The sequence below is a fragment of the Cognatiluteimonas telluris genome (genome assembly GCF_011320095.1).
GTDB lineage: Bacteria > Pseudomonadota > Gammaproteobacteria > Xanthomonadales > Xanthomonadaceae > Cognatiluteimonas > Cognatiluteimonas telluris.
The window spans coordinates 1-18599 of record NZ_JAANOY010000024.1; the positions used below are offsets into that span (position 1 = coordinate 1).

At 69.9% G+C, this 18599-nt stretch carries 17 protein-coding genes and 1 pseudogene; 6 read left to right on the forward strand and 12 right to left on the reverse strand.

The window, feature by feature from the left end:
• Window positions 1-3 precede the first annotated feature (3 nt).
• The 4 genes from G7B67_RS10540 (at window position 4) to acs (ending at window position 5881) form a co-directional block, all read left to right on the forward strand.
• Window positions 4-1410 carry a M16 family metallopeptidase gene (locus G7B67_RS10540; protein WP_166212056.1) on the forward strand — a complete coding sequence of 469 codons (1407 nt, stop codon included), beginning with the start codon at window positions 4-6 and terminating at the stop codon, window positions 1408-1410.
• Window positions 1400-2908: a M16 family metallopeptidase gene (locus G7B67_RS10545; protein WP_166211996.1), complete on the forward strand. Its 1509-nt coding sequence runs from the start codon at window positions 1400-1402 to the stop codon at window positions 2906-2908. The genes G7B67_RS10540 and G7B67_RS10545 overlap by 11 nt, the downstream gene beginning before the upstream one ends.
• 111 nt (window positions 2909-3019) lie before the next feature.
• Window positions 3020-3922, forward strand: a complete 903-nt coding sequence (locus tag G7B67_RS10550) for an alpha/beta hydrolase (protein ID WP_166211999.1) — start codon at window positions 3020-3022, stop codon at window positions 3920-3922.
• 36 nt (window positions 3923-3958) lie between these two features.
• Complete coding sequence (gene acs / locus G7B67_RS10555) at window positions 3959-5881, forward strand: acetate--CoA ligase (protein WP_166212002.1); 1923 nt, start codon at window positions 3959-3961, stop codon at window positions 5879-5881.
• Between the two features lie 55 nt (window positions 5882-5936).
• Here acs and G7B67_RS10560 read toward each other — a convergent pair whose 3' ends face one another.
• Together G7B67_RS10560 and G7B67_RS13630 are read right to left on the reverse strand one after the other, a co-directional pair.
• Entirely contained in the window at window positions 5937-8030 is a 2094-nt protein-coding gene (locus G7B67_RS10560) for a M13 family metallopeptidase (RefSeq protein ID WP_166212005.1), read from the reverse strand.
• 244 nt (window positions 8031-8274) lie between these two features.
• Window positions 8275-9009: pseudogene (locus tag G7B67_RS13630) on the reverse strand (XVIPCD domain-containing protein); the annotation flags it as partial.
• Between G7B67_RS13630 and G7B67_RS13455 the strand changes: the two are divergent.
• Window positions 8893-9237: a hypothetical protein gene (locus tag G7B67_RS13455; RefSeq protein WP_243412334.1), complete on the forward strand. Its 345-nt coding sequence runs from the start codon at window positions 8893-8895 to the stop codon at window positions 9235-9237. The pseudogene G7B67_RS13630 and the gene G7B67_RS13455 overlap by 117 nt on opposite strands.
• Before the next feature lie 347 nt (window positions 9238-9584).
• Here G7B67_RS13455 and G7B67_RS10570 read toward each other — a convergent pair whose 3' ends face one another.
• From G7B67_RS10570 to G7B67_RS10615, 10 genes are all read right to left on the reverse strand, one after another.
• Window positions 9585-10088: a lysozyme inhibitor LprI family protein gene (locus G7B67_RS10570; RefSeq protein WP_166212008.1), complete on the reverse strand. Its 504-nt coding sequence runs from the start codon at window positions 10086-10088 to the stop codon at window positions 9585-9587.
• Between the two features lie 428 nt (window positions 10089-10516).
• On the reverse strand, window positions 10517-10681 hold the full coding sequence (gene rpmG / locus G7B67_RS10575) for a 50S ribosomal protein L33 (protein WP_117203566.1): 165 nt from the start codon (window positions 10679-10681) through the stop codon (window positions 10517-10519).
• A gap of 10 nt (window positions 10682-10691) precedes the next feature.
• The gene (gene rpmB / locus G7B67_RS10580) at window positions 10692-10928 is read right to left on the reverse strand and encodes a 50S ribosomal protein L28 (protein WP_166212011.1); all 237 of its coding nucleotides are present in this window, start codon (window positions 10926-10928) and stop codon (window positions 10692-10694) included.
• Between the two features lie 431 nt (window positions 10929-11359).
• Window positions 11360-11683, reverse strand: coding sequence for a lipid-A-disaccharide synthase N-terminal domain-containing protein (locus tag G7B67_RS10585; RefSeq protein WP_166212059.1), 324 nt, complete (start codon window positions 11681-11683; stop codon window positions 11360-11362).
• A gap of 32 nt (window positions 11684-11715) precedes the next feature.
• Window positions 11716-12471 carry a glycosyltransferase family 2 protein gene (locus tag G7B67_RS10590; RefSeq protein WP_166212014.1) on the reverse strand — a complete coding sequence of 252 codons (756 nt, stop codon included), beginning with the start codon at window positions 12469-12471 and terminating at the stop codon, window positions 11716-11718.
• Complete coding sequence (locus G7B67_RS10595) at window positions 12468-13433, reverse strand: NAD-dependent epimerase/dehydratase family protein (protein ID WP_166212017.1); 966 nt, start codon at window positions 13431-13433, stop codon at window positions 12468-12470. Before G7B67_RS10595 ends, G7B67_RS10590 begins: the two co-directional genes overlap by 4 nt.
• Before the next feature lie 128 nt (window positions 13434-13561).
• Window positions 13562-14521 carry a ParB/RepB/Spo0J family partition protein gene (locus G7B67_RS10600; protein WP_166212020.1) on the reverse strand — a complete coding sequence of 320 codons (960 nt, stop codon included), beginning with the start codon at window positions 14519-14521 and terminating at the stop codon, window positions 13562-13564.
• Window positions 14518-15327 (reverse strand): ParA family protein, encoded by an 810-nt coding sequence (locus tag G7B67_RS10605; protein WP_166212023.1) that lies wholly within the window; start codon window positions 15325-15327, stop codon window positions 14518-14520. The genes G7B67_RS10600 and G7B67_RS10605 overlap by 4 nt, the downstream gene beginning before the upstream one ends.
• A gap of 151 nt (window positions 15328-15478) precedes the next feature.
• A complete protein-coding gene (gene rsmG, locus G7B67_RS10610) occupies window positions 15479-16114 on the reverse strand; it encodes a 16S rRNA (guanine(527)-N(7))-methyltransferase RsmG (protein WP_166212026.1) in 636 nt (211 codons plus the stop codon).
• 92 nt (window positions 16115-16206) lie between these two features.
• On the reverse strand, window positions 16207-16893 hold the full coding sequence (locus G7B67_RS10615; RefSeq protein WP_243412335.1) for a 4'-phosphopantetheinyl transferase family protein: 687 nt from the start codon (window positions 16891-16893) through the stop codon (window positions 16207-16209).
• Here G7B67_RS10615 and G7B67_RS10620 point away from each other — a divergent pair.
• Window positions 16892-18250: an AMP-binding protein gene (locus G7B67_RS10620; protein WP_166212029.1), complete on the forward strand. Its 1359-nt coding sequence runs from the start codon at window positions 16892-16894 to the stop codon at window positions 18248-18250. The genes G7B67_RS10615 and G7B67_RS10620 overlap by 2 nt on opposite strands.
• Window positions 18251-18599: the final 349 nt, after the last annotated feature.

Genomic DNA, 18599 nt, shown 5'->3' on the forward strand with positions numbered 1-18599 from the left:
GCGCTGCCCGCCACGCTGCTGCTGGGGTGCCTGCTGGCCGCCGACGCCCTGGCCGCCGACGCGCCAGTGGCGCCGGCCGCGACGCCCGCAGCGTCGACCGCGACCACCACGCGCCTGGACGTGCCCGACGTGCGCTACCGCGAGCGCACGCTCGCCAACGGCCTGCAGGTGCTCAGCGTCGAGGACCACGCCAGCCCCACCGTCGCGGTGCAGGTCTGGTACCACGTCGGCTCCAAGGATGATCCGCAGGGCCGCTCGGGCTTCGCGCACCTGTTCGAGCACCTGATGTTCAAGAGCACGGCGCACATGCACGCCGAGCAGATGGACCGGCTCACCGAGGACGTCGGCGGCGCCAACAACGCCTCCACCGGCGATGACGTCACCAACTATTTCGAAGTCATCCCGAGCAACTACCTGCAGACGCTGCTGTGGGCCGAAGCCGAACGGCTGTCCAACCTCAACGTGGATGCCGCCAACTTCAAGTCCGAACGCGCGGTGGTCGAGGAGGAATACCGCCAGAGCGTGCTGGCCAATCCCTACGGCAAGCTTTTCAACGCGATCGATCCGCACTCCTACACCGTGCATCCGTACCAGCGTCCGACCATCGGCAGCATCGCCGACCTGGAAGCGGCCTCGCTGCCGGACGTGATCGACTTCCACCACACCTTCTACCGCCCCGACAACGCGACCCTGATCGTCGCCGGCGACTTCGATCCCGCGCAGCTCGATGCCTGGGTCGACCGCTACTTCGCCTGGATCCCGAAACCGTCCACGCCGGTGCCGCAGGTCGCCGCGCAGGAGCCGGCGCGCACGCAGGACCTTCGCTACACCGAAACCAGCGACACCGCGCCGCTGCCTGCGGTCGCGCTGACCTGGCTGATCCCGCCCGCCGCCGATCCCGACCTGGCGCCGCTGAAGGTCGCTGCCGCGCTGCTGTCGCAGGGCGAGTCCTCGCGCTTCTACCAGTCGCTGGTGTATCGCAGCCAGGTGGCGCAGCAGGCCGGCGCCGATGCCGACGGCCGCGTCGGCCCGGGCCTGTTCACTGCCTACGCGATCCTCGCCAGCGGCCACGCGCCGGCGGAAGCCGAACGCCTGCTGCGCGAGGAAATCACCCGGCTGGCGACCCAGCCAATCCCCGCCGACGAACTCGACAAGGTCAAGACGCAGTTGCTCACGCGTGAGCTCAGGCAGCGCCAGACCGCGCAGGGCATCGCGTTCGCGCTGGGCCAGGCGACGCTGATCGAAGGCAGCCCGGCACGCGTCAACTCCGATCTCGCGGCGCTGCAGGCAGTCACCGCCGACGATGTGCAGCGCGTGCTCAAGCACTACGTCACCGGCGCGCACAGCGTCAGCATCGATTACCTGCCTGCGCCGAAGGCGGACCACGAGGAGACCGGCCATGCGAAGTGACGCCATCCGCCACCGCGCCACCCGCGCCGCCGCGCGTGGCGCACCGTTGTCCCTGGCCTTGCTGGCCTGCGGCCTGGCGCTCGCCTCCGGCAGCGCATTCGCCGCCGACGCCGCGTTCCCGACCACGCCGCCGGCACCCGGCCCCGCGCCGACCCTGGACGTGCCGACCCCGGACGCGCAGACCCTGGTCAATGGCCTGCGCGTGGTCAGCGTGCGCCGCGCGCGGCTTCCGCTGGTGACCGTGCAGCTGCTGGTGCGCAGCGGCGGCGAACGCGACCCGCAAGCGCTCGCCGGCCTGGCCGACCTGACCGCGCAGCTGCTGCCCAAGGGCGCCGCCGGGCGCAGCGCGCCGCAGATCGCCGCCCAGGCCGAAGCGCTGGGCGGCTCGCTGGTTGCCGCCGCAGGCTGGGACGAGAGCGAAGTCGGCATCACCGTCACCACGCCCAAGCTGCCGCAGGCGCTGGCGCTGCTGGCCGACGTCGTGCGCCGGCCGGACTTCGCCGCCGACGAGCTCAAGCGCGCGCAGGCGCAGGCGATCGATGACCTGCGCCTGCAGCTGAGCCAGCCGACCGCGCTGGCGCAGCTGGTGGCCGCGCGCGCGGTGTTCGGTACCGGCGCCTACGGGCATTCGCGCGGCGGCACCCCGGCCTCGCTGGCGCGGATCGGACGCAGTGACGTGCAGGCGCTGCACGCGCAGCTGTACCGGCCCGACAACGCGATCCTGGTCTTCACCGGCGACATCACGCCGGCACAGGCACTGACGCTGGCACAGGCCAGTTTCGGTAACTGGACCCGGCCGGCCACGCCGCTGCCCGCGGCGCCGGCGGGCGCCGGGACGACGACGTTGCCGTCGCTGGTCGCGATCGACCAGCACGGTGCCGGCCAGGCCGGCGTGGTCGCCGCGCATCGCGCCCCGCCGCGCAGCGACGACGGCTACTACGCCGGCACGGTCGCCGACGCGGTGCTCGGCGGCTCGTACTCGGCGCGCCTGAACGAGGAAATCCGGATCAAGCGCGGCCTGTCCTACGGCGCGTTCTCCAGCCTGGACCTGCGCCGCGACAGCGGCCTGTGGCTGGCCTCGGCGCAGACCAAGAATCCTTCCGCGCCGCAGGTCGTCGATCTCACCCTGGGCGAGTTCCAGCGCCTGGGTTCGACGCCGGTCGGCGACGCCGAACTGGCCGCGCGCAAGGCCACCCTGGTCGGCGAATACGGCCGCAACCTGGAAACCACCGCCGGCCTGGCGGCGCAGGTCGGCGACCTGGCGCTGTACGACGTCGACCTGGCGCAGATCGGCCGCTACATCGCCCGCGTGCAGGCGGTCACCCCGGCGCAGGTGCAGGCCTACGCGAAGGCGCACCTGGCCGACGCGCACGTGGTCGTCGTCGGCGACGCCGCGCAGTTCGGCGCCGCGCTGAAACAGGCGCATCCGGACGTGCCGGTGCTGCAGGCCGACACGCTCGACCTGGACAGCGCCTCGCTGCAGGCAGCGGCGAAGTAGCGACCGCGCGGGCGTGGGCATGCGCGGGCTCATCGCATGACGAGACCGCGTCGATGTCAACGCCGCGCGGCCGCGCGCGTTCCTGCCACCGAGCCCCGCGTGGAAACGTCGATGACCCGGATACCGTCGTGCCTGCTTGCCGTGCTGCTGGTCACCGTGGCCCTGGGCACGAGCGCCCGTCCGGGATTTCCGCGAGCCCTGCGCGCGCGCCTGCAGGCGCGTGCGGCCGCGCAGGCCACACCCTTGCCGCCGGGCGCGCGCCGGATCGCCAATCTCGCCTATGGCCCCGATCCGGCACAGCGCCTGGACGTGTACGTGCCGGCGCGGCCGAACGGCGAAGTGATCCTGATGGTGCACGGCGGCGGCTGGGCCAACGGCGACAAGGCATTGCCCAGCGTGGTGGGCAGCAAGCTCACGCACTGGCTCGCCAAGGGCGCGATCTTCATTTCGATCGACTACCGCATGCTGCCCGGCACCGATCCGCTGCACCAGGCCGACGATGTCGCCGCTGCCCTGGCATGGGCGCAACACCATGCGCGCGACTGGGGCGGCGAGCCGGGCGGATTCGTGCTGATGGGCCACTCGGCCGGCGCGCACCTGGTCGCGCTGGTGGCGGCCGATCCGCTGGCCGCGCACGCGCATGGCGTGCGCCCATGGCGCGGCACCATCGCGCTGGACAGCGCCGCGTTCGACGTCGAACACATCATGCGCCAGCCGCATCCGCCGCTGTACGACGCCGCCTTCGGCAGTGATCCCGGCGTCTGGCGCGCCGCATCGCCTTACCGGCAACTCACGCGCGGGGTCGCGCCGATGCTGCTGGTCTGTTCCACCCGGCGCGCGGATTCGTGCACCAGCGCGCGCCGCTTCGCCGAGCACGCCCACGACCTGGGTGATGTCGCGCGACTGCTGCCCGAGCCGCTCTCGCACCGCGAAATCAACGACACCCTCGGCCTGCCCGGCGATTACACCCGCGCGGTGGATGCCTTCATCGCGTCGCTCCCGGCGCGGCGCTGAGGCACACTGGCGGCTCCGCCAGCACCGGGAGCCGCCATGCCCCTGCCGACTTCGCGCGCCGCCATCGACGACGCCGCCTACGCGCGCCTGCATGCCGACTCGCTGCGCGATCCCGAGGGATTCTGGCGCGATGTGGGCGGGCGCCTCGACTGGATCACGCCACCCACCCAGGTCAAGGACACCAGTTTCGCGCTGGAGGATTTCCACATCCGCTGGTACGCCGACGGCGTGCTCAATGCCAGCGTCAATTGCCTGGACCGGCATCTGCCGGCGCACGGCGACAAGGTCGCGCTGATCTTCGAACGCGACGATCCCGCGCAGCCGGCGCAGAAGATCAGCTACCGCCAACTGCATGCGCGCGTATGCCAGTTGGCCAACGCGCTGCGCAACCTCGGCATCGGCAAGGGCGACCGCGTCACGATCTACCTGCCGATGATTCCCGAGGCGGTGATCGCGATGCTCGCCTGCGCGCGCATCGGGGCGATCCACATGGTGGTGTTCGGCGGCTTCGCGCCGCAGTCGATCGCCGATCGCATCGCCGATTGCGCCAGCAAGCTGGTCATCACCGCCGACGAGGGCCTGCGCGGCGGCAAGCGCATCGCGCTCAAGGCCAACGTCGATGCCGCGCTGCGGTTGCCGGGCACCAACGCGGTCGAAACCGTGCTGGTGGTGCGCCACACCGGCGCCCCGGTGGCGATGCAGATGCCGCGCGACCGCTGGTACGACGCGGTGGTGGATCCGCAACCGGCGCACTGCGTCCCCGAGCCGATGGGTGCGGAAGACCCGCTGTTCATCCTCTACACCTCCGGCTCGACCGGAAAGCCCAAGGGCGTGCTGCACACGACCGCGGGCTACCTGGTGTACGCGAGTTACACCCACGAAACCGTCTTCGACCTGCGCGGCGACGACGTGTACTGGTGCACCGCCGATGTCGGCTGGATCACCGGCCACAGCTACATCGTCTACGGCCCCCTGGCCAATGGCGCGACCCAGGTGGTGTTCGAAGGCGTGCCGAACTTCCCCGATGCCTCGCGCTTCTGGCAGGTCGTCGACCGGCACGCGGTGACGATCTTCTACACCGCGCCGACCGCGATCCGCGCGCTGATGCGCGAGGGCGACGCGCCGGTGCAAGCGACCTCGCGCGCGTCGCTGCGCGTGCTGGGCACGGTCGGCGAGCCGATCAACCCGGAAGCCTGGCGCTGGTACTTCGACGTCGTCGGTGGCGCGCGCTGCCCGATCGTCGACACCTGGTGGCAGACCGAGACCGGCGGCATCATGATTTCGCCGTTGCCTGGGATGAGCGAGGTCAAGCCGGGCTCGGCGAGCAAGCCATTCTTCGGCGTGCAGCCGGCGCTGGTCGACGCCAACGGCACGCTGCTCGACGGCGCCGCCGAAGGCAACCTGGTCCTGCTCGATTCCTGGCCGGGGCAGATGCGCACCGTGTATGGCGACCATGCGCGTTTCATCGAGACTTATTTCAAGGCCTATCCCGGCATGTATTTCACCGGCGACGGCTGCCGGCGCGACGCCGACGGCGACTACTGGATCACCGGCCGCGTGGACGACGTCATCAACGTCAGCGGCCATCGCCTGGGCACGGCGGAAGTGGAAAGCGCGCTGGTGCTGCATTCCAGCGTCGCCGAGGCGGCGGTGGTCGGCTTTCCGCACGACCTCAAGGGCCAGGGCATCTATGCCTACGTGACGCTGGTGGCCGGCCAGGCGCCGAGCGATGCGCTGCGCGATCAACTCGTCGCCCAGGTGCGCCGGGAGATCGGCCCGATCGCGACCATCGACCACCTGCAGTGGGCACCGGCGCTGCCGAAGACGCGCAGCGGCAAGATCATGCGCCGCATCCTGCGCAAGATCGCCGAGGACCAGCCCGGGCAACTGGGCGATACCTCGACGCTGGCCGATCCGTCGGTGGTGGAGGCGCTGGTGCGCGAACGCCTGGTGCGATAGCAGGCAGCGAAACGCCCGCGTGTCGCGGGCGTTCCGGTGTCCCTTTCGCCACCGCTTACCAGATCCGCACGCGGTCCTCGGGCTTGAGGTACAGCGCCTGCCCGGGCTTGGGCGCGAAGGCGTCGTACCAGGCATCGATGTTGCGCACCGTCTGCGCGCGGAAACGGCCCGGCGCGTGGCCATCGCTGACCACCTGCGCGCGCAGCGCCGCGTCGCGGGTCTTGCTGCGCCAGCTCTGCGCGAAGGCCAGGAAGAAGCGCTGGTCACCGGTCAGCCCGTCGATCACCGGCGCCGGCTTGCCGCCGAGCGACTTGATGTAGGCATCGTGCGCGACCGCCAGGCCCGCCAGGTCGGCGATGTTCTCGCCGAGCGTCTGCGCGCCGTTGAGGTGCAGGCCGGGCAGCGCTTCGTACGCGTCGTACTGCGCGATGAGCTTGGCGCCGGCGGCCTCGAAATGCGCCGCGTCCGACGGCGTCCACCAGTTGGCCAGCCGTCCCTGCGCATCGAACTCGGCGCCGGTGTTGTCGAAGCTGTGGCTGATCTCGTGGCCGATGGTGGCGCCGATCGAACCGTAGTTGGCGGCGGCATCGGCGCTTGGATCGAAGAACGGTGGTTCCAGGATCGCCGCGGGGAAGTTCAGCGCGTTCTGCAGCGGCAGGTTGACCGCGTTGACGGTCTGCGGCGTCATCCACCATTCGCCGCGGTCCACCGGCTGGCCGAGCTTGGCGAGCTGGTGTTTCGTTTCCGCCAGGCTGGCGCGCTGCAGGTTGCCGAGTGCGTCGTCGGGCTTGATCGCCAGCGCCGAGTAATCGCGCCAGGTGTCGGGATAGCCGACGCCGACCTTGGTCGCGGCGACCTTCGCTTTCGCCTTGGCCTTGGTGTCGGGGCTCATCCAGTCGAGCTGGTCGATGCGCTCGGGGAACACCGCCAGCAGGTTGGACACCATCTGCTGCACCTGCGCGCGCGAGGACGCGGGGAAATACTTCTGCACGTAGAGCTTGCCGACCGCATCGCCAAGCGCGTTGTTGACCGCGGACAGCGCGCGCTTCCAGCGATCGCGCTGTTGCGGGGTGCCGTTGAGCGTGGTGCCGTAGAAGCCGAACGACAGGTCGTCGAACGCCTTGGGCAGCACGGCGGCATGTTCATTGAGGGCATGGAACGCCAGCCAGGCCTTCCATGCCTGCAGTGGCTGGCTGGCGGTCAGCGCCGAGAGCTTGGCGATGGCGTCGGGCTGCCAGGCATCGATCGTCGTTTGCCCGTCCAGGCCCGCGGCCTTGAAGTAGGTCGCCCAGTCCAGCCCCGGCGCTTTTTTTGCGAAGCCCGCGACCGGCCAGGGATTGTTGGCCTTGTGCACGTCTTCGGTCTCGACGATCGAGGCCTGCGCTTTCGCGATCTTTTCTTCCAGCGCATAGACCGCCGCCGCCTTGGCGTCGCTGTCGGCGATGCCCGCCTGCCTGAGCATCGCCGCGACATAGGCCTTGTACTTGTCGCGGATCCCGACCATCGCCGGATCCCTGGACAGGTAGTAATCGCGGTTGGGCATGCCCAGCCCGCCCTGCAGTAGGTAGGCCATGTTGTGCGTCGGATCCTCGAGGCCCTGGGCGACGAACAGGCCGAACAGATGTTCGGTGGAATAGTTGGTGGCGTTGAGCGGATCGACGTCGACGCGGGTTGTCTCGCCCAGCACCCGCGCAAGGTCGGCGGTGCTGGCGATCGCATCGATGCGGTCGAAGGTCGGCTGCAGCGGCGCCAGGCCGCGCTGTTCGATCCCGGTCTGGTCCATGTACGCCGTGTAGTAGTCGGCGATGCGTGCGGCATCGCTGCCGGCGGCCGGATGGCTGGCAGCGATGTCCTGGATCAGTTCGGCGTTGCGCTTCTCGGCCTTCTGGAACACGTCGAAGAACACGCCGGTGCTGGAGCGGTCCGCCGGGATCTCCGCCTTGGCGCGCCACGCGCCGTTGGCATAGCCGTCGAAGTCGTCGCCAGGTTGCACGGCGTGGTCGATGCCGGCCAGGTCCACGCCGCCCGTCGGCGCCTTGGCGGGTGCGGGCGCCGCCGTTGCAGCGTGCTGTTCGCCCGTGTGGTCGGGCTGGCATGCCCCGCAGGCGACGATGATGGCCAGGAACAACGCGGAACGCAGGACAGTCATGGACAGGACCGGTCGGAAGAGTGGGCCACGATAGCCCCGGGCCCGGTCGGCGCAGGGTGCAGGAAGTCACCGGCGCGGCCGGGGCCGGGTGGTTCCCGTCGCAAACGCCTGTCGAAGGGCGGGCCGGCGGCGGCAGGGCGGGCGTGGCGGACGTGAGCGCGCCGAGCTGTGCACTGCTACCACGCAGCGACTCCTGCATGGCCACCGGTATGGCGAGGGCGGTACCCACCCGGTTAAGCGCGGGCTCGTCGCGCAGCACGCTGACCTGTACCACGCGCACCCGTGCACCGTCGCCGCTGAGCTCGATCCGATCGGCGCGCTGCAGGCCATCGCGTCGCATCTGCACCAGCAATGCCGCGGCGACCCGCAGGTCGTGATCGCCAGGCGGCGTGCCCTGCGCTATCCGGGCCGTGCGCAGCTGCCGCACCACCTGCGCGAACAGCGCGTGGTCCGGATGCGCGGGACTGGTCAGCAGCTGCGCATCCTCGACGCGCAACATCGCCTGCGTGCGCGCATCGCCATGACCGGAGGCGACCAGGCCACGGGCCTGCTGGAACGCGGCGAGCGCATCGTGCGTGCGGCGGCCGAAGCGCCCGTCCTCGGACAGCGCCTGGCCCTGCGCATCGGGATAACCGAGGCGATTGAGTTGCGCCTGCAGCGTGCTGACGGCCGGGCCTTGGTCGCCGAGATGGAGCGCGACGCCATGGGGGTGGTCTGAAGCTGGCTGTGCGGAACGCTGGGACTGCCCGGATTTATCGGGCTGGCTTGCGCAAATGCTGCGAGGTTGCGGCAAATGCGGCGAGCGTTGCGCTGGGGCAGTGCCGGCGACCGACAGGCCGCTGCGTTCGAGGGACACGAGTGCATGCGCGTTCGCTTCGAGTGGAGTGGCAGGGTCAGTGGGCACGCCGGGGTATACCCGCGCCGATGCAACCCGGGAGTCCTGCAATACGGGTTTACTCACAATAGCGACACGACCCACGACGAAACCTTCGAAGTGGCAGATGCCGTCGGACAATGCACGCAGTTCGGCCGGCGTCATTGCACCAATGGTTTTCCCACGCAGATCGACGCCTTCGGCATCGGCGGTGCGGTAGATCGAACGCACCTGTGCCGCATGATGGGTGGCGCCGCTGTAATCGTCGCGCGAGTAACCTTCGACCATGCGCTCAACGGTGTGGTTTGCGTGGGATTTGCGCAGCAGCTGTAGCTGTGCAAGCCGACCGGCCTCCGGCGTTTCGAAAATCGCATTGCCCCACTGGTCCAGCGCGACAATGCCGGCGTACCTGCTCTGCGCGCGCGCAAGCGCCTGTTCACGTGTATGGCGCGCATGGGAGGATTTGTCGGCACTTCCAGCGTATTCGAACTTGAGGTTGCCGGCGTTGTTGTTCCGCCAGGAAGCTGTTCCTCCCGAGCGTTCGACGACACTGCCATCTTCGAGTTGAAACACGCGCGTCGTTCCAATCGACTGGATCAACTGGACGACTCGTTGCTGATCGGACATTCCATGTCCCCAGGTAGTTTGTTCAGGCCAAATCGTGAGCCGGCCCGCGCGGGCTATGGCAACGCATCTTTCCAGTTTGTTTTCATTGCGCAGATACGCTCGATGTACGCTCGCTGCAGGCAGCTCGTCGTCGCGCATCTGTTGCGGACTTGCTCACGCCAGGTGGCTTGTTCCTCGCCGAGCGGATTGATGACCGCTCCGGTTTCGCCGTCAACACCCGCCGTCTCGGACTCGATTGCTTTGTAGAGCCCGCCCATCTCCTCGTCGAGTTTGGAAAGATCGGGGTTGCGACAGATGAGCTGCTCCACCTTGGTCTGCGCGCGTCCACAGTCAAACGATGCGGCCATGGAGAGGCCGCAAGCAGACATCAGGCCGATCGCCAACACGCCGGCCGCAAATCGCGTTGCTGGGAAGTTCGCTGTCGGCCGCGTCCAGTGAAAAGCGCACGCCTTAGGCAAACCAGCCGGTTGCAAGACGAAGCGTCCGAAACTTGCGCCGCGCGAAGTCACTGCGACGAACGCAGGCGCTACGTGGCGCGTAAAAGCGAATAGCCTCATGAATCCTCCTTGATGCAGGCGACGGCGTCCTTGCCGAGGGGCAGTGTCTGCGAGTGGCGGGGGGTCATGCAAGCATGCGGCTGGACTGGATTCGCCACTGCCGAAGCCCGCCTTTGCGGCCGGCTTTCGGAGCCGAAGCGCTGGATCCAGCCTACGCGGGGATGACGCATCGGCAAGGGTGTTTGCGCTGAGCTCAAGCGCCGATGCGTCACTTGATCTTGGCTCGTAGTGCGGCCGGTCCACATCTGCGCGGCTGTGGCCGTCAATTCCGCTGTCGCACCTGGGCGCGTGAGCCGCCACGCGGCATTCGGCGTGGGATCACAAAGCAGAAGCCCGCCTTGCGGCGGGCTTCCGGAACTCAGGCGCTGGATCCTCACGGGTGACGCATCGACAAGGGCGTTTGCGTCATGCGCAAACGCGCCGATGCGTCACTTGATCTTGCCTTCCTTGTAGATCACGTGCTTCCGGACGACGGGGTCGTACTTCTTGACCTCCATCTTGTTCGGCGTGTTCTTCTTGTTCTTGTCGGTCGTGTAGAAGTGGCCGGTGTTGGCCGAGGAGATCAGGCGGATCTTGTCGCGCTTGGTTGCCATGTCGTCCTCCTCAGACCTTTTCGCCGCGGGCGCGGAGTTCGGCCAGAACGCTGTCGATGCCGTTCTTGTCGATGGTGCGCAGCGAGTGCGCGGAAACCTTCAGCTTGATCCAGCGGTTCTCGCTGGCGACCCAGAAGCGGCGCTCGTGCAGGTTGGGCAGGAAGCGACGGCGGGTCTTGTTGTTGGCGTGCGAGACGTTGTTGCCGGTCTGCACGCGCTTGCCGGAAACCTGGCATACGCGGGACATGACGCACCTCGAATTGACTTGATGTTTCCCTTGGCCAGGGAGACGGCGGCCCCGCCGGCAGGGCCGGCATGCGATACGGGCAGGAGTTCCGCTGCACGGTGCCGGCCGGAATCGCGCTTCCGGGCCGGACCGGACCCGGCTCCTCGTAAGGATGGGGCGGACGCAGCGAGCCGCGCATTATGCGGGGGAACCGGAGCCGGATCAATGCTTTAGGCGCTCTCCCTCCGGGAGAGGGGTTGGGGTGAGGGCCGGTGCCGCGGAGACCGCGGTGCTGCGCACCCTCATCCGCCCTTCGGGCACCTTCTCCCGGAGGGAGAAGGGGAGCGCTGAACCCCTCTCCCGCTGGGACGGAGGTTGGGGTGAGGGCCGGCGCCGCGGAGACCGGATGCTGCCACACCCTCCTCCACCGCTGGCCTTGCCCGGGGACGGGGCTAGTGCGTCGCCCGGTCCCGCCGCCAGCCGCGGTGGCGGATGTCCAGGTACAGGCTGTAGCCGGCGGTGAAGGCCGGGAACAGGTTCTGCAGGATGCCGACCGAGTCGTTCTTGCCGAATACGAAATACGACAGCGTCATCAGGCTGCCGAGGATGCTCATGTACCAGAACAGCCGCGGGATGACCGGCTTGCCGTGGCGGCGCGAGGCGACGAACTGCACCAGCCAGCGGCCGCCGAACATCAGCGCGCCGACCAGGCCGATCACCTTCCACGGCGACATGTACAGCCCGGTCCATTCCAGCCAGGCGATCGGCGAGTTCATCACCCCGGCGTTGACCGCCTCGACGGCGGCGATCACGGCAGTTCCTCCACCGCGGTGACGTTGCCGCGGCGGATCAGCCAGGCCACGCCGCGCAGGTCGGCGATCCCGACCAGGGCGCGATTGAGGTTGTTGTATTTGGAGACGCCGGTGGAACGCGCGCGGTGGTGGACCGGCACGCTGACGGTCTTCCAGCCGGCGCGCTGCATCAGCGCCGGCAGGTAACGGTGCATGTGGTTGAACCACGGCAGGTCGAGGAAGGCCTCGCGCTCGAACAGCTTGATGCCGCAACCGGTATCGGGGGTGTCGTCGCGCAGCATCCGCGATCGGATCGCGTTGGCGATCTTCGATGCCCAGCGCTTGCTGCCGGTGTCCTTGCGCTGGGTGCGCCAGCCGGCGAAGAGTTTCACGTCGGCCGCGCTGCGCGCGCGCTGGTCCAGCAGTTTGGGGATGTCGGCCGGATCGTTCTGGCCGTCGCCGTCGAGGGTCGCGATCCAGCGTCCGCGCGCGGCCTTGACGCCGTTGCGCACCGCCGCGCTCTGGCCGCTCTGGGTCGCATGGTGGACGACGCGCAATTCCGGTACCTCGCGCTTGAGTTGCCGCAGGCGGGCGAGCGTGTCGTCGCGCGAGTTGTCGTCGACGTAGACGATCTCGAAACCGCGTCCGCCGCCGGCATCGTCCGCCAGCCGTGGATGGCCACGCAACGCGGCGACGATCTCGTGCACCAGCGCGGCGACGTTGTCCTGCTCGTTGAACACCGGCACCACGACCGACAGTGCGGGCGTGCTCATGCTGCGTCTCCGAAATAGTCGCGGCACCAGGCGACGACCTGCGGGAGTCCGGACTCGATCGACGTCGTCGGCTCGAAACCGAAGGCGGCCTGCGCGCGCGATGTATCGGCCATCGTCTCCACCATGTCGCCCGGTTGCATCGGCTTGTAGACCTTGTGCACCGGCCTGCCGGCGGCCTGGCCGATGACGTCGATGAAATGCTCCAGCTCGACCGGGGTGTGGTTGCCCAGGTTGAACACGCGATGCGGCGGCTCCGCGGCGGGGGGATGGTCGAGCGCGCCGAGCACGCCGGCGACGATGTCGTCGATGAAGGTGAAATCGCGGCGCATCGCGCCGTGGTTGAAGACGTCGATCGGGCGCCCCGCGAGCACCGCGCGCGAGAACAGCAGCGGTGCCATGTCCGGCCGGCCCCAGGGGCCGTACACGGTGAAAAAGCGCAGTCCGGTGGCGCGCAGCCCGTAGAGGTGCGCGTAGGTGTGCGCCATCAGTTCGTTGGCGGCCTTGGTGGCGGCGTAGAGCGAGCGCGGCTGGTCGACGCGCTGGTCTTCCGAGAACGGCGGCGTGGCCGAATCGCCGTAGACCGACGACGAGCTGGCATAGACCAGGTGCTCCACGCCGCGATGCCGGCACTGCTCGAGCAGGTTGACGAAGCCGACCAGGTTGGACTCGACGTACACGTGCGGATTGGTGATGGAGTAGCGCACACCGGCCTGCGCGGCGAGGTTGACCACGCGGGTGGGCGCGAGCTCTTCGAACAAGGCGGCCAGGCCGTCGCGATCGGTGAGGTCGAGCGTGCGGATGTCGACCTGCGGGCACAGCGCGGCGACGCGATCGCGCTTGAGCTGCGGGTCGTAGTAGTCGTTGTAGTTGTCGATGCCCACGACGTGCTCGCCACGGGCGTGCAGCGCGCGGCAGGTGTAGGCACCGATGAAGCCGGCTGCGCCGGTGACGAGGATGGTCATGGGGCGATTGTTGCCTCTCCGCCGTCATTCCCGCGTAGGCGGCAATCCAGCGACGTTGGTTTCATCCAGGGGCGACGGTCAAGGATCACCGGATCCCGGCTTTCGCGGGGACGGCGGCCACGGCGGATCTACGCGCGCGGATTGCGCAGACGGTCCAATACCCCATCCAGCGCTTCCAGGTCGCTGTAATGGATCACCAGCCGGCCGCGGCCGGCACGGCCGTGGAGGACGTTGACCGTGGTGCCCAGCGACTCGGACAGCTCGCGCTCCAGGGTCGCGATGTCGGCCTGCGGCTTGGGCTTGGCGGTCTTGGCCTTGCCGGCGGCGGGGACCTTGCCCGCGGCCAGCTGCTGCACGCGATGCTCGACTTCGCGCACCGACCAGCCCTGTTCGGCGGCCTGCCGCGCCAGCGCGATCGCCGCGGCCGGCGCCAGCGTCAGCAAGGCGCGCGCGTGGCCCATTTCCAGCGCGCGGGTCTCGACCAGGCTGCGGATCTCCTTCGGCATTTCCAGCAGCCGCAGCAGGTTGGACACCGCTGCGCGCGAGCGCCCGACCGCATCGGCGGCCTGGGCATGGGTGAGGTCGAATTCGTCGATCAGCCGCTGCAGCGCCTGCGCTTCCTCCAGCGGATTGAGATCCTCGCGCTGGATGTTCTCGATCAGCGCCATCGCGATCACGGTGCGGTCGTCGACTTCGCGCACCACCACCGGGATCTCGTTCAACCCCGCCAGTTGCGACGCGCGCCAGCGGCGCTCGCCGGCGATGATCTCGAAGCGCTGGCCACCCAGGTCGCGCACCACGATCGGCTGGATCACGCCCTGCGCCTTGATCGACTCGGCGAGCTCGGCCAGCTTGGCCTGGTCCATCGTCTTGCGCGGCTGGTACTTGCCCGGCGACAACGCATCCACCGGCAGCTGGCGCAGGGTGTCGGCCGGCGTGGCTTCGAGCACCGGCGCCTGCGCCGCGCCCTTGGGGCCGAGCAGCGCTTCCAGGCCGCGCCCGAGGCCGCGCTTCCTGGCCGGCGCGTCCCGGCCCGGCACGCCGCTGCCCAGCGCGCCCTTGCCCGCCGCGCCCTTGCCCGTACTCATGCCGCGGTCTCCGTGGTGGTGGCGCGTTTGGCGCCCTGGTCGCGTTCGCGCTGGTGGCGCAGTACTTCGCCGGCCAGGCCGAGATAGGCCACCGCGCCGCGCGAGCCGCGGTCGTAACCGACGATGCTCTGGCCGTGGCTCGGCGCTTCGGCCAGGCGCACGTTGCGCGGCACGATGGTGCGGAAGACCTTGTCGCCGAAATGCTCGATCAGTTCGGCCGACACCGCGTTGGCCAGGTTGTTGCGCACATCGAACATGGTGCGCAGCACGCCTTCGATCTCCAGCGCCGGATTGAGCCGGCCCTTGAGGGCGTCGATGGTCTGCAGCAGCGCCGTCAGGCCTTCCAGCGCGTAGTACTCGCACTGCATCGGCACCAGCACGCTGTCGGCGGCGGTGAGCGCGTTGAGGGTGAGCAGCGACAGCGCCGGCGGGCAGTCGATCAGGATGAAGTCGTAGTTGGCGCGCACCGATTCCAGCGCGCGCTTGAGGCGCTGCTCGCGGCCCTCGGCGTCCATCAGTTCCAGCTCGGCCGCGGTCAGGTCGGTGTTGCCGGGCAGCAGGTCGAAGCCTTCGGGCGTGGTGACGATGGCGTCGCTTGCCGGTGTTTCATCCAGCAGCACGTCGCAGCTGGACGCGGCCAGCTCGCGCTTGTCGATGCCGCTGCCCATCGTCGCGTTGCCCTGCGCGTCGAGATCGACCAGCAGCACGCGCATCGGCGCGCGCGCCAGCGCCGCGGCGAGGTTGACCGCAGTGGTGGTCTTGCCGACTCCGCCTTTCTGGTTGGCGACAGCGATGATGCGAGCCATGGGTCGCGGTTGCCTCGATGCAGGGGACGTCCGACGCACGGGCACCGGGCTCGGGATTATGCCGCGCGGGGGCGGGGGCCGCACCCGCGGCGGACCGCGTCGACAGTTTGCAAGCGCGGGCGAGCCGCGCGGCGCGGTCCTGGCCGATGGCTCAGGCGCGACAGACCACCACCAGGTGGCGCTCGGCGTCCAGTCCGGGCACCACCAGCGGCTCGATCCGTTCCACCCGCCAGCCGGCCGGCAGCGCGGCGATCTCCGCCTCCGGGATGGCGCCCTTCATTGCCAGCAGGCGTCCGTGCGGGGCCAGCAGCCGTCCGCCCAGTTCGATGATCAGCGGCAGGGTCGCCAGTGCGCGCGCGGTGATCGCGTCGAATTGCCCGCCCGCGTCGAGCGCCTCGATCCGGCTTTGCGCCACCTGCGCGTTGCCCAGCGCCAGCGTGCGCACGGCCTCGCGCAGGAAGCGCGCCTTCTTGCCGTTGGATTCCACCAGCGTCACCTGCCGCTGCGGCTGCGCGATCGCCAGCGGGATCCCGGGCAGCCCGGCACCGGTGCCGAGGTCGGCCAGCCTGCCGCCGGGGGTGGAGGCATGCATCGCCAGCGAATCGAGCAGGTGGCGGGCGACCATCTCGCGCGGGTCGCGGATCGCAGTGAGGTTGTAGGTGCGGTTCCAGCGATCGAGCAGCGCCAGATAGGCCAGCAGCGGCGCGGCCAGCGCGGCAGCGAGCCCGAGCGTGGCCAGGCCGCGGTGCAGTTCGTCGCGCAGGGCGGGGTCGGTGGAGACGTCCATGGCGGCAAGTATGCCGGTGGCGCGCGGCGGCTCATGGCGCGTAGGTGATCGGCGCACGCGGGTCGCGGCGTGGCCGCCACGGCAATGGGCGCTCAGTGCGGCGTCGCGCCCGCACGCCAGGCGATGGCGGCGCGGTACCCCGCGGCCGGCTCGAATTCGTGCAGCGACCAGTCGTCCGGGGTACCCAGCAGGCGCTCGCAGGCCACCAGCTTCAGGGCGCCGTCGCGCTCGGCGAACTGCAGCCGCTGCAAGCCGAACGCCAGCCCGCGGCCGTGGGCCTTGAGCACGGCTTCCTTGGCGCACCACAGGCGCAGGAACGCCGTTTGCTGCGTGGACGCGGGCTGCTTCGCCAGCCAGTGCACTTCTTCGGCGGCAAAAAAACGCTGCGCCAGCTCCATCGCGCGCGGGCGTGGCCGCACGTGCTCGACGTCCACGCCCACCCGCAGGCCGTCGCCGAGCCCGACCAGCAGGCCGTCGCCGCTATGACTCCAGTTGACGTCGAAGGCCCGGTACCGCGCGCACAACTGCGGCCGTCCGAGTGCATCGCGCACCAGTGGCACTGCGACCGCAGGGCAGTCCAGCTGCTGCGCCAGCCACGCGCGCACCTGCGGTTCGGCCGCGCCCTCGCCACGCGCGCCCGTCCAGCCGATCCGCAGGGTGGACGGCAACGCGGTTTGCGGCAGGCTCGACAACGGCATCAGGAAGAATGGGCGGCTTGGGACCGGCAGCGTAAAGTAACCAGCGGGGAGCGGCCCCAGCCGCGGTTCGCAGGTCGTCATGTCAGCAGTCGTTCAGTCCAACCCGGTCGCGCGCCGCTCGCCGCTTGCCGTCGGCGACCCGGCCCGCGTGCTGGCGTTCGACGCGTCGGGCGAGGTCAGTCTCGAGCGCTTCCTGGCCCAGGTCCGCGGGCTGGCCGCAGTACTCCCGGCCGGGCGCCATGCGATCAACCTGTGCGAGGACCGCTATCGCTTCCTGCTGGCCTTCTGCGCGGTCGCCCTGCGTGGCCAGACCACGCTGCTGCCGCCCTCGCGTGCGCCGGCGGTGATCGCCGACGAGTTGCAACGCCACCCCGACTGCTACTGCCTCGGCGACCTCGCGCTGGCCGAGCCGCCGCCGCATTACTGGCGCCTGCCCGATGAACTGCCCGAGCGCGCCGGTGCGCCACTGCAGCTCGACGACGAGGCGCTGGTCGCGATCGGTTTCACCTCCGGCAGCACCGGCCAGCCCACGCCCAACCCCAAGACCTGGGGCAGCTTCCGCACCAGCACCGCGCAGAACCTGCTGGCGCTGCGCGACCTGTGGCCGGACGACGCGCAGGCGCAGGTGGTGGCGACGGTGCCGCCGCAGCACATGTACGGGATGGAGATGTCGGTGCTGCTGCCGCTGCTGGGCGCGGTGGCGGTGCACGCGGCCAAGCCGTTCTTCCCCGGCGACATCGCGCAGGCGCTGCAGGCCGCGCGCGCGCCGCGCCTGCTGGTGACCACGCCCGTGCACCTGCGCGCGCTGGTCCAATCGGGCATCGCACTGCCTCCGCTGCAGGGCATCGTTTCGGCCACCGCGCCGCTGGAACCGGCGCTGGCCGCCGCCGCCGAGGCGCGCTTCGGTTGCGAGGTGCGCGAGGTGTTCGGATCCACCGAGACCTGTGTCATCGCCCGCCGCCGCACCGCGATCGAGGACGCCTGGACGCCCTTGCCCGGCGTGCACCTGCAGCCGCAGCCCGATGGCAGCCTGGTGCACGCGCCGCACCTGGCCGCGCCGGTGGCGCTGGCCGACCTGGTCGAAGTCGACGCCGACGGCCGCTTCCGCCTGCGCGGGCGCCAGGCCGACCTGCTGGAGATCGCCGGCAAGCGCGCGTCGCTGGGCGACCTCACCCGCCAGTTGCAGGCAGTGCCGGGGGTACTCGATGGCGTGGTGTTCCAGCTCGATGCCTGCGATGCCGGCGGCGTGCGCCGGATCGCCGCGCTCGCGGTCGCGCCGCAGCTGGACGAGGCGCAGATCCTGCGCGCGTTGCGGCGCGGCATCGACCCGGTGTTCCTGCCGCGTCCGCTCAAGCGGGTGCCGGCGCTGCCCCGCAACGACACCGGCAAGCTGCCGCGCGCGGCGCTGTTGCGGCTGCTGCAGGGCGATCCCGCCTAGCGCTCCTCGCGCCTGGGTTCCATTACCCAGGTTCCCGCCAGCACGGCAATGACGAAAGGCAATGCGGTTCGTCATCCCGGCGTTGCAGGTGGCTCTTCCAGCGCGCGTGTCGGCGTGTCGCGCTGCGAAATGCCGTCGAGCTCGATTCCCGCCGCGCGGGCGAACGTTGGCGACGCCGTCGTGGCGTCCGCTGACCCGCGCGACGCGACTGCAACGCAGTGCGCGTGCCTGCCATTCGCGCACCGGATGCCATGCCGCACGCCCGATTCCTGAACGACTCCGCGGCCACCAAAGGCACGCATCGCGCGGCCTCGCGGAGCCCGCCTCACGCCGCCTGCACGCGGCTTTT